The 13,600-nt window shown below is 42.7% G+C and carries 10 protein-coding genes, 16 tRNA genes and 2 rRNA genes; 24 read left to right on the top strand and 4 right to left on the bottom strand.

The genetic code is table 11. From position 1 onward, the window contains the following. The 19 genes from CVN76_RS22395 to CVN76_RS22310 all read left to right on the top strand — a co-directional run. A 23S ribosomal RNA gene (locus CVN76_RS22395) occupies positions 1 to 256 on the top strand; the annotation flags it as partial. A gap of 120 nt (positions 257 to 376) precedes the next feature. Then, positions 377 to 492, top strand: a 5S ribosomal RNA gene (rrf, locus tag CVN76_RS22390). A 9-nt stretch (positions 493 to 501) separates the two neighbouring features. After that, positions 502 to 576 (top strand) — tRNA-Asn (locus CVN76_RS22385). 5 nt (positions 577 to 581) lie between these two features. Next, positions 582 to 673 (top strand) — tRNA-Ser (locus tag CVN76_RS22380). A 9-nt stretch (positions 674 to 682) separates the two neighbouring features. Continuing rightward, a tRNA-Glu gene (locus CVN76_RS22375) sits at positions 683 to 757 on the top strand. Positions 758 to 772: 15 nt separating this feature from the next. Further along, a tRNA-Val gene (locus CVN76_RS22370) sits at positions 773 to 848 on the top strand. A gap of 101 nt (positions 849 to 949) precedes the next feature. Beyond that, positions 950 to 1,023: transfer RNA gene (locus tag CVN76_RS22365), tRNA-Met, on the top strand. 5 nt (positions 1,024 to 1,028) lie between these two features. Next, a tRNA-Asp gene (locus CVN76_RS22360) sits at positions 1,029 to 1,104 on the top strand. Between the two features lie 12 nt (positions 1,105 to 1,116). Then, positions 1,117 to 1,192 (top strand) — tRNA-Phe (locus tag CVN76_RS22355). Positions 1,193 to 1,199: 7 nt separating this feature from the next. Further along, positions 1,200 to 1,275, top strand: a tRNA-Thr gene (locus tag CVN76_RS22350). Positions 1,276 to 1,291: 16 nt separating this feature from the next. Continuing rightward, positions 1,292 to 1,375: transfer RNA gene (locus CVN76_RS22345), tRNA-Tyr, on the top strand. Between the two features lie 7 nt (positions 1,376 to 1,382). After that, positions 1,383 to 1,456: transfer RNA gene (locus CVN76_RS22340), tRNA-Trp, on the top strand. A gap of 17 nt (positions 1,457 to 1,473) precedes the next feature. Next, a tRNA-His gene (locus tag CVN76_RS22335) sits at positions 1,474 to 1,549 on the top strand. 38 nt (positions 1,550 to 1,587) lie between these two features. Beyond that, a tRNA-Gln gene (locus tag CVN76_RS22330) sits at positions 1,588 to 1,662 on the top strand. Between the two features lie 3 nt (positions 1,663 to 1,665). Beyond that, a tRNA-Gly gene (locus CVN76_RS22325) sits at positions 1,666 to 1,740 on the top strand. Positions 1,741 to 1,747: 7 nt separating this feature from the next. Further along, a tRNA-Cys gene (locus tag CVN76_RS22320) sits at positions 1,748 to 1,821 on the top strand. An 8-nt stretch (positions 1,822 to 1,829) separates the two neighbouring features. Next, positions 1,830 to 1,910: transfer RNA gene (locus CVN76_RS22315), tRNA-Leu, on the top strand. A gap of 245 nt (positions 1,911 to 2,155) precedes the next feature. Then, complete coding sequence (locus tag CVN76_RS31185) at positions 2,156 to 2,350, top strand: hypothetical protein (RefSeq protein ID WP_157805757.1); 195 nt, start codon at positions 2,156 to 2,158, stop codon at positions 2,348 to 2,350. Between the two features lie 289 nt (positions 2,351 to 2,639). Continuing rightward, positions 2,640 to 2,720, top strand: a tRNA-Leu gene (locus tag CVN76_RS22310). 777 nt (positions 2,721 to 3,497) lie between these two features. Here the strand turns inward: CVN76_RS22310 and CVN76_RS22305 are convergent. Then, positions 3,498 to 4,208: a hypothetical protein gene (locus tag CVN76_RS22305; RefSeq protein WP_100533111.1), complete on the bottom strand. Its 711-nt coding sequence runs from the start codon at positions 4,206 to 4,208 to the stop codon at positions 3,498 to 3,500. A gap of 626 nt (positions 4,209 to 4,834) precedes the next feature. After that, positions 4,835 to 5,455, bottom strand: coding sequence for a TetR/AcrR family transcriptional regulator (locus CVN76_RS22300; protein WP_100533110.1), 621 nt, complete (start codon positions 5,453 to 5,455; stop codon positions 4,835 to 4,837). Between the two features lie 136 nt (positions 5,456 to 5,591). On the opposite strand from CVN76_RS22300, the gene CVN76_RS22295 reads away from it, so the two are divergent. From CVN76_RS22295 to clpP, 3 genes are all read left to right on the top strand, one after another. Next, positions 5,592 to 7,814 carry an MMPL family transporter gene (locus tag CVN76_RS22295; RefSeq protein ID WP_100533109.1) on the top strand — a complete coding sequence of 741 codons (2,223 nt, stop codon included), beginning with the start codon at positions 5,592 to 5,594 and terminating at the stop codon, positions 7,812 to 7,814. A gap of 679 nt (positions 7,815 to 8,493) precedes the next feature. Further along, positions 8,494 to 9,201, top strand: coding sequence for a sigma-70 family RNA polymerase sigma factor (locus tag CVN76_RS22285; RefSeq protein ID WP_100533107.1), 708 nt, complete (start codon positions 8,494 to 8,496; stop codon positions 9,199 to 9,201). A 30-nt stretch (positions 9,202 to 9,231) separates the two neighbouring features. After that, a complete protein-coding gene (gene clpP, locus CVN76_RS22280; protein ID WP_061143873.1) occupies positions 9,232 to 9,816 on the top strand; it encodes an ATP-dependent Clp endopeptidase proteolytic subunit ClpP in 585 nt (194 codons plus the stop codon). A gap of 359 nt (positions 9,817 to 10,175) precedes the next feature. Here the strand turns inward: clpP and CVN76_RS22275 are convergent, their stop codons facing one another. Both CVN76_RS22275 and CVN76_RS22270 read right to left on the bottom strand, forming a co-directional pair. Further along, a complete protein-coding gene (locus tag CVN76_RS22275) occupies positions 10,176 to 11,069 on the bottom strand; it encodes a TauD/TfdA dioxygenase family protein (RefSeq protein WP_100533106.1) in 894 nt (297 codons plus the stop codon). A gap of 26 nt (positions 11,070 to 11,095) precedes the next feature. Beyond that, a complete protein-coding gene (locus tag CVN76_RS22270) occupies positions 11,096 to 12,088 on the bottom strand; it encodes an ABC transporter substrate-binding protein (RefSeq protein ID WP_061143871.1) in 993 nt (330 codons plus the stop codon). A 375-nt stretch (positions 12,089 to 12,463) separates the two neighbouring features. On the opposite strand from CVN76_RS22270, the gene CVN76_RS22265 reads away from it, so the two are divergent. Beyond that, positions 12,464 to 13,231 carry an ABC transporter ATP-binding protein gene (locus tag CVN76_RS22265; protein ID WP_100533105.1) on the top strand — a complete coding sequence of 256 codons (768 nt, stop codon included), beginning with the start codon at positions 12,464 to 12,466 and terminating at the stop codon, positions 13,229 to 13,231. A gap of 26 nt (positions 13,232 to 13,257) precedes the next feature. Then, the coding region (locus tag CVN76_RS22260; protein ID WP_442857596.1) for an ABC transporter permease at positions 13,258 to 13,600 on the top strand (343 nt) is incomplete at its 3' end.

Below are 13,600 nucleotides of genomic sequence, written 5' to 3'. Positions count from 1 at the left end.
AGCTGTCCTTAGTACGAGAGGACCGGGATGGACGCACCGCTGGTGTACCAGTTGTCTTGCCAAAGGCATAGCTGGGTAGCTACGTGCGGACGGGATAAGTGCTGAAAGCATCTAAGCATGAAGCCCCCCTCAAGATGAGATTTCCCATGGCGCAAGCTAGTAAGATCCCTGAAAGATGATCAGGTTGATAGGTCAGAGGTGGAAGCGTGGCGACATGTGGAGCTGACTGATACTAATAGATCGAGGACTTAACCAACGCTTCTGAAAAAAATGAAATACCTTCTTATTATCTAGTTTTGAAGGAATGAAAATTTCTTCTTGCATTTTCTCGAAAAGACGTTATAATAATATATGTCTTGAAAAAACGCAAACAATGTTTGGTGACGATAGCGAAGAGGTCACACCCGTTCCCATTCCGAACACGGCAGTTAAGCTCTTCAGCGCCGATGGTAGTTGGGGGTCTCCCCCTGTGAGAGTAGGACGTCGCCAAGCTTATATTGTTCCGCAGTAGCTCAGTGGTAGAGCATTCGGCTGTTAACCGAACGGTCGTAGGTTCGAGTCCTACCTGCGGAGCCATAAATGGAGAGCTGTCCGAGTGGCCGAAGGAGCACGATTGGAAATCGTGTAGACGGGTAACCCTGTCTCAAGGGTTCAAATCCCTTGCTCTCCGCCATTTATACCTGGCCCGTTGGTCAAGCGGTTAAGACACCGCCCTTTCACGGCGGTAACACGGGTTCGAATCCCGTACGGGTCACCATTTCGGCAACATATTGGAGGATTAGCTCAGCTGGGAGAGCATCTGCCTTACAAGCAGAGGGTCGGCGGTTCGATCCCGTCATCCTCCACCATTTTTACATAAGGTCAGGTTGTTTCAGGTAGTGGTTGGTCATCATTCCACAGAAACAATTCACACGAAAACTTGATTCTTGAATAGAAACATTATTACCGTCGCGGGGTGGAGCAGTCCGGTAGCTCGTCGGGCTCATAACCCGAAGGTCGCAGGTTCAAATCCTGTCCCCGCAATCTATGGTCCCGTGGTGTAGCGGTTAACATGCCTGCCTGTCACGCAGGAGATCGCGGGTTCGATTCCCGTCGGGACCGCCATTTTTAAAGTTTGGCTCAGTAGCTCAGTCGGTAGAGCAAAGGACTGAAAATCCTTGTGTCGGCGGTTCGATTCCGTCCTGAGCCACCATAGTAGTGCCGGTGTAGCTCAACTGGTAGAGCAACTGACTTGTAATCAGTAGGTTGGGGGTTCAAGTCCTCTTGCCGGCACCATGTTTCATCCATATGCGGAGGGGTAGCGAAGTGGCTAAACGCGGCGGACTGTAAATCCGCTCCTTAGGGTTCGGCAGTTCGAATCTGCCCCCCTCCACCATCTCTTTAGGGGTATAGTTTAAAGGTAGAACAGAGGTCTCCAAAACCTCCAGTGTGGGTTCGAGTCCTACTACCCCTGCCAATTTCAATCTTATCATGGCGGTTGTGGCGAAGTGGTTAACGCACCTGATTGTGGTTCAGGCATTCGTGGGTTCGATTCCCATCAGTCGCCCCATTTTTCTTTAAAATGTGCTATAATGAAAACAACGTTAATGGGCTATAGCCAAGCGGTAAGGCAACGGATTTTGATTCCGTCATGCGAAGGTTCGATCCCTTCTAGCCCAGCCATATGCGAAAGTAGTTCAGTGGTAGAATACAACCTTGCCAAGGTTGGGGTCGCGGGTTCGAATCCCGTCTTTCGCTCCAAAACGTTGGCGGCATAGCCAAGCGGTAAGGCAGAGGTCTGCAAAACCTTTACCACCGGTTCGATTCCGGTTGCCGCCTCCAACAATCATGCCGGTGTGGCGGAATTGGCAGACGCGCACGACTCAAAATCGTGTTCCTCTGGAGTGCCGGTTCGACCCCGGCCACCGGTATCATCTAAAGGGTTAAACCCTTATAAGTCAATGCTGAGATTGTCTCTAAGCATTGACTTTTTTGTGTTTAACCGACTAAAGCAGAATGCTAATCGTGTAAACAAGCTACTGCTCGTTATAATAAGCGTAGAGGAGTCGGTAAAACATCCATACATGCTTTTAGAGATACACTTGCAAAGTATTATGTAACAAGCGGTGGTATACCAAATTAGTGAGACTAAAGGTTTGGCATATACGTTGATTAAGTGCCTGAACAAACTGATTTATTTAAAGTAGAGATACGGCCAAGAATTGATGGGAGAAACGCAGAACCTAGAATGTTTTTCCGTAATGAAAAAATCGCTATCACTTCAACAAATGATGATGTGGTAACCTCAGGCGATATTTTAGCTGTTAAAGATGTAGAGGTTTATATTATTGGTATTGATGACCGTTCGTAGATTACTTATGCATATAAGGTAAACGTGGGCGATAGATTTTTTGAGGAAGAAGGTCATTTAACTAGCTTAAGGCTGGAACTATAATAAAATTAAGTGGCGAAAATAATAATAATAATCCAATATAGCAATCGTGGTAGGACCTATTCAGGAGTGTCTTTTTTTAAAAGAGTTAATTTATTAATTGACAAATATATAATAGTATATTATTTTAATTAAAGGGTATTTATTAATCGTATGGACAATTACATAATTAGCATTGACTAAAACTATTGTAAACTCCAACAATCATGCCGGTGTGGCGGAATTGGCAGACGCGCACGACTCAAAATCGTGTTCCTCTGGAGTGCCGGTTCGACCCCGGCCACCGGTATCATGAAACAGCCAGGAGTGCTGTTGGAAGAAGGCCTTACACTTAATTGTGTAGGGCCTTTTTTGTTACTCTACAAATACTAAGAGAACGTTCCTTCTATGTTGTGATAATTAAAAAACGAATGGAAGGTGACAGTCCTGCCATACGTTTCCGAGGCGGGAGGAATGGCCAATTTTGATATTCGTTATTGCAATCAAAGGTGAATTGGAGATGAATGTCAAAAATAAGATCAGTTGAAATGACTTAAGGACATCAACTATATAAAAGCCGATTTTTAAATTAAGTTGCTCTCCAGAGGGAGCACTATTAGCTACTATGCATGATCAGGTTCTTGCAGCTGTCATTCATTTGTCTGAGTCTTTCCTTTGAAGAGGCTGTTGTATCGATCGGATAAGTTCACTATTTTTCAGGCGGTTAGGATTATATATGTCTTGTAAGCTTTTTGTTCCTGCTGGTATCCTAGTTTTACCGTTTTACCCCTAACAGACTGTATTTTTATTATATCTATTGCTATAAAAGAAAGGAGCACAATCTAAAATAGTTCAATCCTTAAGGAATGGCCTATAAGTTTGGATATTTTGAGTTAACTTTTGTCTTATAAGAGCAGCACGCAGGTAAACGTTCTTTTGTGGCAGTCTTCGTCACAAGATGTCTTCGCACTAAAAAGTCAGCTCGACTGGAGGCAATCGGCAGAGCTGATTTAGTGTTGAAATATACATATTCATTATGATACCGATGCTTAGAAGAAGAGAACTTCAATCAAATTTCCCCTGTGTACTAACATCTGTATTTGAATTTAGGTTCTGTCTGATTATAATATCCGTTCCTTACCTCTGCACACCAATTGGCAAAGGCTTCTCTCCATTGAACACTACTAAAGAATTCCTCAACAGATTCATTTTCAGAATCCCAAACGATGAATGTGTTGAGTGGAGTGATTCCCCCTGCCCAAATTCCGATATTTTGGTCAGTATTATCTTCCCTTACTAATAATATGGGCAGTCCAAATTGAAAAGCCATCGAGGGTTCAATTTGTAAAAAAGTTGAGCCTTCCCAGAACGGAGGGGATGATGAAGGCTGCCCTACATTAGTATCGGTAACCTCAACGAGAAATCGACGAAAGTTGATTGCCAACATTCCATAGCTTGATGAAACCAACCGGCGGATACTTGTTAAAATGTTTTCTGGATATTGTTCACTTATAGGCAAAGTACGTGGAAAAAGCAGAGCGTTCTCAATCTCGAAAATAAGGCGGTCTTGAAACTGCTGTTGTATTGGATTTAATGTATTTGTTGTGCTTAAGAAAATAGGAATTCGAAAGGCACGATCAACGCATTCCTCGTATCTAAATGATGGAGCTACTTCTTCCTTTAAAGGATCATCATTAGAATTTCTTGAGGAATTTGTACTTTTGTCTTTATATTTATTTTTATTTTTCAGTTTTACTTTAATTTTATTTTTATCTTTATCACTACTCACATTTCTCATCTCCTTTTTTTTATTTAATATATGGGAAAGGATTAAGTGTGATTGGACATAAGACCTGACTACTTGGTTAAGGATTAATGCTAACTTTGTACGAACAAAAGAGACCACAATATGTGGTCTTACTTACTAATTCCAATGGAAATAGTTCATCCGTTACTTTGAGTCATGGGCAACACCACAGGAGCAACGATTTAACGCATATAACAGGTGATAAGATGCGGGGAGTACATGATTGATTCGTTGGACTTCATTAGCAAAACCCTGATCATCCTTCGGCATTGGTGAAAGTGCATCCGCTTTTTCCATTAAGCTCCAGGCGGTACAAACCTATTAGGTGGAATTCGAACGCCAGTAGTTACTACAGAAGAAATTAAGCGTGAACATTCCTCTAGGCAAAGGCTCATCAAGGAAACGGCATGGGTGACCCCTAACTAACAGAAATGGCTATCCTCAGCCTCGCTTAATGGAGATCATTCTCCTGATGGGGAATTTTGCGAGGATGGAGGAAGATACGAGAAAAAACGCAAAAAAGGAGCCCGCCAAATCAAGCTGCCTATGGCGGACCGGTTCTCTATTTTTTTAGATACGACATCATTGCATTGGGAGTCTATGCATCGATCATAGATTCATTTTGGCCCGATTCCTACCCAAAATAGATCTACTAGAGCTTGCGCCGTTTTTTCTGGTCCGCCCAATTCAATTATTAATTCTTTTTTGTTTCGAATCATGGTAACTGTAGAAAAGGCATGGGCGAGCAATAATGGATTTTTGACTACTATCTCCCCATTTTCCATTGCTTGCTTGAATATGTTCTCCAGTGCTTGATGAACCTCGTTTTCTGCTGTGCGGATCTCTTGGATATGTTCTTCTGTAAGGGAAAGGGAAGCCTCCTGCAGTAATGTTTCAAAATCTATATGTGGCCTAATTAAATGCTCGAACGTTACTTCGTATAATCTGTGCTTCAATCCATTGGAACTGTTCAGCAGTTTATCTGTCTGTATTTTTATGCGGCGGAACATGCTTGATACTGCGATGGTGAATAAAGTTGCCTTATTTTTAAAATAGTAATAGACGCTTGCTTTTGTAACATTGCTGGCATCGGCAACTTGTTCCATTGAAACGCCTTCATATCCATATGTCATGAATAGGAAGGATGCAGTTTGTAGAATTTGATCTCTTGTTATATTCGAGTCATTCGTCATTTTGGGTCGTCCCGGTTTTTTCTTCTGGATATTATGATTATGCATATGAAACCTCCTTCTGGTTGAATTAATTTTCCAAATGAAATTAGTTGATTAATTAACCTTCTGGTATATATAATTAATCGTATGATATATGTATATTCTAATAGAAACAAACCAAATTGGAAACGAGGGAATTCAGATGAAAAAATCTATACTAACAACCTTCAGCTCATATATGACTGGTAGGGTTAGTCGCTGGGTTGTCATTGGCATATGGGTTGTTCTAACGGCAGCTTTAACCATTGCTTGGCCCGCAGTAAATGACTCAGAAGTTAATAATGCCCCAAATCTGAGTGAAGATTCACCTTCTGTGGAAGCAGATAAGTTAGTTAAGAAACAATTTCCAAATTCCTCAGGGATACCTGCATTGCTTACGTGGCACAATGAATCGGGATTAACGGAAGAGGATCTGAAAGCAGTCCAACAAATGGCTGAACATTTAGAGAAAGATCCGTTAGAAGATCAATCGTCAACACCTCCTCTGCATAAAATGCCTGTATCAGCACTGCAACAAATGGTTTCAAAAGATGGAACAACGCTAGTGCAACCTATTTTTTTCAAAGAAAGTGTTGATACCGAAGTCTTAAAGGGAAATTTAGATGACATCAAAGAACAAGTGAAAAAGCAGGTTTCGTATAACCCTTTCAATGTAAGTATAGATGAAAATAATAAACTGAGTACACGTTTCACAGGCCCAGCAGGGATTCAAGTAGATGCAACAAGTCTATTTGAAGGAGCGGATGTTTCGTTACTGATAGCTACGGTTGTGCTTGTCTTAGTACTGCTTCTTATTATTTATCGTTCCCCAATCTTGGCTATTATTCCTTTAATCGGTGTAGGATTTGCTTATATGCTGCTTAGTCCTATTCTAGGTTTTTTAGCGGATAAAGGTTGGATTACCGTTGATGCCCAATCCATATCCATTATGACCGTCTTATTGTTTGGAGCAGGAACAGATTATTGTTTATTTTTAATTTCTCATTATCGTGATGAGCTTCTGAAGGTAAATGATAAACGAAAAGCACTTATACATGCGTTTAAAGATGCCTCGGGTGCCATAGCTATGAGTGGAATTACTGTGGTCATTTCTCTTCTCGTCTTAATTGTAGCAGAATATGGGGCTTACCACCGTTTTGCCATTCCATTTAGCTTGTCCATCTTTATTATGGGCATAGCAAGCTTGACTCTCATTCCAGCACTACTATCCGTTATGGGAAGAGGTTCGTTTTATCCTTTCATTCCACGTACTCCTGAAATGGAAAAAGAGAGGGCTGCAAAGAAAGGAAAACCGGTTCCTGCAAAAAAAGGAAAGAGCCGCTTTGGAACTTGGGTCGGTAATATCGTGACAACCAAACCTTGGACGATCATCATAGCATGTGTGATCTTCTTTGGAGCAATGTCGGTATACTCAAGTCAAATCAAATACACCTATGATGTATTATCTTCTTTTCCAGAAGACATGCCATCAAGGGAAGGGTTCAAGGTCATTTCTGACGCATACTCGCCTGGTGAATTAGCTCCGGCTCAAGTGGTAATCGATACAGACGGAAAATCGGTAGACCTTGAAAAAGAGTTAAAGAAACATGACCTTGTCAGTACAGTGTCTAAACCCCAAAGCGGTGCGGACAATGAAGATCTAAAAGTATATGATGTTAAATTCAATGTTAATCCCTACAGTACAAAAGCGATGGAAGCTATTCCAGAATTGAGGGATGCAGCAGAGAATGCATTGGCGGAAGCTAATGTTCCTTCCGTGAAATCCAAGGTCTGGATTGGTGGGCAAACAGCGACTCAATATGACACCATGATAACTAGTAATAAGGACAACGATCTCATTGTTCCATTGATTATTGTCTTTATCTCCATCCTGTTATTGGCATACTTACGTTCCATTGTAGCTATGCTTTACCTAGTTGGCACGGTTATCTTATCTTACAGTGCAGCATTAGGACTAGGGTGGCTTATCATCCATAATATAATGGGTGCTGATGCTATACAGGGAGCCATTCCTTTATATGCTTTCGTATTCTTGGTTGCTCTTGGAGAGGACTATAACATCTTCATGATCTCGAGCATTTGGAAGAAAAAGAACTATATGCCGTTGAAGCAGGCCATTAAAGAGGGCGTGAGTGAAACGAGCGGGGTCATTACTTCAGCCGGTATTATATTGGCGGCCACCTTTGCCGTGCTAGCGACATTACCGATTCAAGTTCTTGTGCAGTTCGGAATTATCACGGCTTTAGGGATTCTTCTGGATACCTTCATAGTCCGACCATTTCTGGTACCGGCCATCACTACCGTTTGCGGAAGATTTGCTTTTTGGCCAGCTAAAGTCAAAATGGTAAAAGGAAAAGAGAATTAACAGGAGGATATGGATATTCTGTGCTGCAAAAGAGACATTTTGGCACCTTATCAATGACCCCAAAACATCAAATACTGCAAAAAAATGGATTCAATAAAACAGTGTTTGGAGTAATTCGCTCTGAACCATCAAAATGTCGATTAAAAGGTTTCGGAATGCTTTCATTCCGAAACCTTTTTGATTTATCATCGGGATTGAAGCGGTTATAAGGAATGGGTAGAGAGGACGGTCAAGAATGCTCCGGGTGTAACGATCGCCTAAACTCCTAGTTCAAAAACGTGGAAGCAACCAATATTAAAGAAGCATACATATGCGATAAAAAACAGTTCGAAAACAAGATGGGCAAAAAGAATTTGCATCTCCTTTTCACGCAGAGTGGATTTGGCCGGCGATACTCCTGCGGGAAAGGGACCTCTACGGTAGACCCCGCAGGCGCAAGCGCCGGAGGAAATGCATGCAGGGAGGAAACCAGGGATCGGTGCAGGAAAGAGGATTTACCATTAGGTTTACCGTTACAACTGAACATTTGAGGGAAAGGTTTTAGTATGAAAGGAAATCTCCTGGTAAGAATGGAATAGAATATTAATGGAAATTCATCCGATGAAAATTTTAGTGCCCCCGTATCTTTTTCTCTTTCTGAAACGTTTAGAGGATAGAGGGTGTTGAAGGAGTGAGAAAAATGATAAAGAAGTTGAGGGAAGAAAGTCATGAAATAAAGGATAACAACATGGCCTTAGATGAGGTATATCCTGAATTGCTTCGGTTTTGCCGATTCTTGACGCAAAATAGTTGGGATGGTGATGACTTGGCACAGGACACGATCATGAAGGCAATGCGGGTCTATGGGAAGAAGAAGGGGCTAACACCTGCTTTATTGAAGACGATAGCCCGCCATTCCTGGATCGATACGATCCGAAAAAGAAAAAAGGAAGCTTTAGGCGAATTGCAGGATAACGATATGCAAGGGGCAATTGGAGAAAATTCGTTTGAAACGGTGGAGTATATGATAAAATCCCTTACCCCGAAGCAAGCTGTCGTGTTTTTATTAAAGGAAGGATTTCTTTATCGCTCCAAGGAAATCGCGGATTATTTGAACACGACGGAATCGGCGGTAAAGGCAATCTTGAACCGTGTCAAAAAACGTTTGGACAATGATGCGGAGGAGCGTAAGTTGTCCGCCGTGGATGATTGGGAGTATGAGGAGGAGCAAAGGCTGATATCACTGATGACACAGGCATTGCAGCAGCAAAATCCTGATATCCTCATTAGAAGCATCCCATCTTTCAAATCGCTGAACAGTCAATCGATGATTCCTAGATCGATGGATCGATCGCTGCATTTCAAACCATGCTTCACTCCTTCAAACACACTCTCACTGGCTGCATAGCCAATCATTTTGTTAGGAGGAAGAAGAGATATGACTACCATTCCATATGTAATTGAGCAATCCGGCAAGGGTGAACGCTCGTACGATATTTATTCCCGACTGTTAAAAGATCGCATCATCATGATTGGCGAAGAAATCACCGATCATTTAGCCAACAGTGTCGTCGCCCAATTGTTATTCTTGGCGGCTGACGCACCTGATAAAGAAATCACCATTTTCATCAATAGCCCGGGGGGATCGACTAGTGCCGGTTTTGCCATATATGATACGATGCAGTATATAAAGCCTGATATCCGGACTGTATGTACGGGAATGGCTGCCTCATTCGGCGCCATGCTTTTGCTGGCAGGTACGAAGGGAAAGCGGTGTGCATTGCCGAATAGCGAAATCATGCTTCATCAGCCGCTTGGAGGGGCAAGGGGGCAAGCCACGGAAATTGAAATTTCGGCCCGGAGAATCTTGAAGCTAAAGGACCATATCAATCAAATCATTTCGGAAAGGACGGGTCAGCCTATCGCTAAGGTGGCGAAGGATACTGATCGTGATTACTTCTTAAGCGCTGATGAGGCGAGGGATTACGGAATAATCGATGAAATAATCGTTCAGGATCGTTAATTTGGGAAAAAGGGTTTCGGGGCGCTCATGCCGAAACCCTTTTTCCATAGGTTGATTTCGCATATTTTGTTGCTAATCACCAAGTAAGGAGGTGTGGTCGATTTCCCCTCCGATGCTCAGCTTTTCAGAGGGTGTGTGAGCCTCTTCGGGGTTATCCCCTGTGAGGTCTTTACCTGTGGCTCGCACCTTCGCGCCAATCAACAGTAAAACCAACAATCTTAAAGAGCCTTTCTTTCAGAACGATTTTTTCACCCGGACAATTCTGGATAAGGGAGTGCCAGCGGTGAACAATATCTTGAAAGCAGGAAAAAGCACGTTATGCTTTCTCTAGTAAGTAAGGTACTCAGAAGTTAGGGGCGTTATTTCTTATTAAGCAGTCTGCTGGATTCGTTCTCCTTATTTACCGGGATTTCTTTTCCTACTGTCACACGGCGGACGACACGGTGCTGGTCTTCATAATCGGCGATGGCATAATGCTGTGTGGCTAGGTTGTCCCATATGGCCACGTCACCTTCACTCCATTGCCAGCGCACGGTATTTTCCAGACGGGTTACGTATGAATCAAAGATACTTAGTAATCGTTCAGACTCACTTGTTGTATAACCTTCCACTCTTCCGGCAAAGCCACCTAGCAATAAATGTCTTTTCCCAGTTTCGGCGTGCACGTGGACGACTGGATGCCGCGTTTTATAAATGGTCGATTCGAATATTTCCCGGTATTTCTTTTTGACCTCGTCCGTTGTATTTTCGACTTGCTTGAATTGGGCATAATCATATTCATTTGTATGGATGGCCCATAGTTCGTCCGCTAAATGTCTCAATCCATCCGGCAGGTCTTCGTACGCCTTATTAGTATTGGCCCAGACTGTATCTCCGCCAACTTTCGGGATGGTTACACCTCTTAAAATCGAATATTTGGGAACCTCTGGGACGAAAGTGACATCGGTATGCCACTGGTTCGCTTTGGCACCCTGTGCGGAATCAAGTTCGAATATATAGTTCGTATCGTTTTTGACCGGTACCGTAGGATGGGCATAGGGCTCACCGAGGAGCTTGGCAAATGCCTCTTGGGAGGCATCATCCAAATGATTTTGTCCTTTGAAGAAAACGACTTTATGATCGTTCAGCGCTTGCTTGATTTCGCTGAATATATTTAAATCCAAGTCACCACTTAATTGCACTCCATGAATTTCCGCACCGATCCGACCTGCTACAGGCACCACTTTTATTTGTTGTGTTTTAGTTTCCGTCATAATCGATTTCCTCCCGTATTTGTTTTTTATTTGTTAAACGCTTCCTCAATGTATTCGTTGTGGATTTCTTTCTGGAAATCAAACGATTTCTTGATGTAGCCCACGCTCGCCAACGTATCGATCGATTCTTGCTGGGCCTTGATGGCATCTTTGGTAAAGAAGATATTTGGCTCTTCGGCCGTTATTATTTTCTTGACTGTGGCAGCAGGCATTTTAGTTTCTTTGGCATAAATTTCAGATGCTTCATCTGGATGTTCAATTTGCCAATCCGCCGCTTTTTTATAAATCCGTAAATACGCCTCGACAATTTCAGGATGCTCTTTGGCAAATCCGGTACGGGCGATGATTGCACCAGGAGCCAATATTTTTCCTTTTACATTCAATGCGACAGCATTCCCTTTTTCAATATTATTAAGATAATAAGGATTCCAAGTCGCCCATGCGTCCAGCTGTTTCGTTTCGAAGGCAGACTGGGCATCATCAGGCTGTAAATTGATGAGTTTGATATCATCCGTCGTTAATCCATGGGCCTTCAAGGCCTTGATTAAATACACATGACCTGTTGTTCCCGAGGCAACCCCGACCGTTTTCCCCTTTAAATCTTCAACCTGCTTAATGTTACCGCCGGTCTGAGTGATGATTCGGACAGAAGATCCGCCTTGTCCGGTTTGGGCAATCACTTCGAATGGAAGCTTCTTATCAATACCGGCTATTAGTGCACCATCTCCTAAAAAAGACAAATCAACCCGGTTGGAGGCCAGCGATTCCAAAAGTGGCGGCCCGCTCTGGAATTCACTCCACGAGATTTTTGCGCCCAGTTTCGAAAATTCATCATCGAACAATCCCTTTTCCTTTGCAATGACCAGCGGCCCCATCTTGCCATTCAAGGCAATACTGACTTTAACTGGCTCGCTCTCCCCGGAAGCTTTGCCGGCATCTGAATTACAGCCTGTCAATGCAGCAGTACTGAGGATGATCGTAAGCAGCAATCCGGTTAAATGGTTACGATATTTCCTCATGAATTCCCTCCCTTAAGGTTCATTACACCTACCTCATCAGAATAGTCAGAATTAGGACGAAAAAGAGATTCAACGAAGAGTGAATGGGGATACTCTTCATTGAATCTCCAGTAGTCCAGTGGATTCAGATGACCTTTTAAGAATATGGTTTTGTGTATGAGTGCATCTTATCAGCTGTTAGAATAATCTGTCAATTGCTTTTATAATTAATCCGATAAAATAAATCGGCATTAACTGTTGATTCTCGATAATTGATAAGTTAATATAAAATGAAATATTGAAGCAATCGACTAGTTAACTAGAGATTTTAGCAAAGGGCCATGATATCCCCATTGCTGGAACTCTAGTTTTTTTATTCGAGAAGGGGTGAGTAATTTGGTATCCACGTTAGAAATCAATCATGTAAGCAAGACCTTTAAGAATGATCAGGAAAGCATTCTCGTTCTGAAAGATTTGTATCTGACTGTCAATGATGGTGAATTCGTTACCATCATCGGACCTAGCGGCTGCGGGAAAAGCACATTATTAAAATTGATTGCAGGCCTTGATTTGGACTTTGATGGCAAGATAATTGTGGGCGATCATCCGGTTAGTGGCCCGTCCAAGGCCCGTGGTTTCATTTTTCAGGAGCATCGCTTATTTCCGTGGCTTAACGTGGAGAAGAATATTTCAGGTAATCTTTCATTGAAAAATCCGGATATACGCAAAGGGGTGGACGATTTGATATCGCTTGTTAAGCTTAAAGGATTTGAAAGGGTATATCCGCGTCAATTGTCCGGCGGGATGTCGCAGCGTGTTGCCATTGCCAGGGCGCTGTTGCGTAATCCTGAAGTTTTGTTGCTGGATGAGCCCTTCGGTGCATTGGATGCATTCACCCGAACACATCTTCAGGAAGCTTTACTTGAAATATGGGAAAGGAACAAGACAACGATGGTGCTCGTCACCCACGATATTGATGAATCGCTTTTTTTATCGAATAAAGTGGTCGTCATGGATGCCAAGCCCGGAAGGATCAAGGCAATCGTTCCCATTGATTTACCATATCCAAGAACGAGGACAAGCAAGTCTTTTCAGGAATTGAGATCCCATATCCTAAACCTGCTGGACCATCAGCCTCAGGATAGGGAAGATTGGAGTATTTGATTGATTTTTGAAAAAAGAAGGAAAGGATGATGAAAATGTCTTCACAAACCATTGCTCAAAACAAGCAGCTTATCATGAGGGAAAGGAAAAAACAATCAAAAATCGCCAAATCTGCATTGCGTGGCTTTTTCCTGCCCTCAATAGTATTGATTGCCTGGCAGGCATTGGGTTCAGCCGGAATCATGCCGGCCCAATTATTCTCATCACCATCCTTGATCGTCACGGCTTTCATAGATCTCGTCCGATCAGGGGAAATGGCCGGCCATTTGCAAATCAGTTTAACTCGGGCGATTCTTGGCTTTGCATTAGGCGGTTTTTTAGGGATGTTGATCGGTGTCATCGTAGGCATGCAAAAAAAATCCGAGGAAT

It is taken from the genome of Bacillus sp. mrc49 (assembly GCF_002803435.1).
This window is presented reverse-complemented; position numbering and strand designations above follow the sequence as displayed.

Bases quoted from the DNA above. Each gene is read 5' to 3' on its own strand.
- CVN76_RS22305 (WP_100533111.1), bottom strand. From the start codon at position 4,208: ATGAGAAATGTGAGTAGTGATAAAGATAAAAATAAAATTAAAGTAAAA.
- CVN76_RS22300 (WP_100533110.1), bottom strand. From the start codon at position 5,455: ATGCATAATCATAATATCCAGAAGAAAAAACCGGGACGACCCAAAATG.
- CVN76_RS22295 (WP_100533109.1), top strand. From the start codon at position 5,592: ATGAAAAAATCTATACTAACAACCTTCAGCTCATATATGACTGGTAGG.
- CVN76_RS22285 (WP_100533107.1), top strand. From the start codon at position 8,494: ATGATAAAGAAGTTGAGGGAAGAAAGTCATGAAATAAAGGATAACAAC.
- clpP (WP_061143873.1), top strand. From the start codon at position 9,232: ATGACTACCATTCCATATGTAATTGAGCAATCCGGCAAGGGTGAACGC.
- CVN76_RS22275 (WP_100533106.1), bottom strand. From the start codon at position 11,069: ATGACGGAAACTAAAACACAACAAATAAAAGTGGTGCCTGTAGCAGGT.
- CVN76_RS22270 (WP_061143871.1), bottom strand. From the start codon at position 12,088: ATGAGGAAATATCGTAACCATTTAACCGGATTGCTGCTTACGATCATC.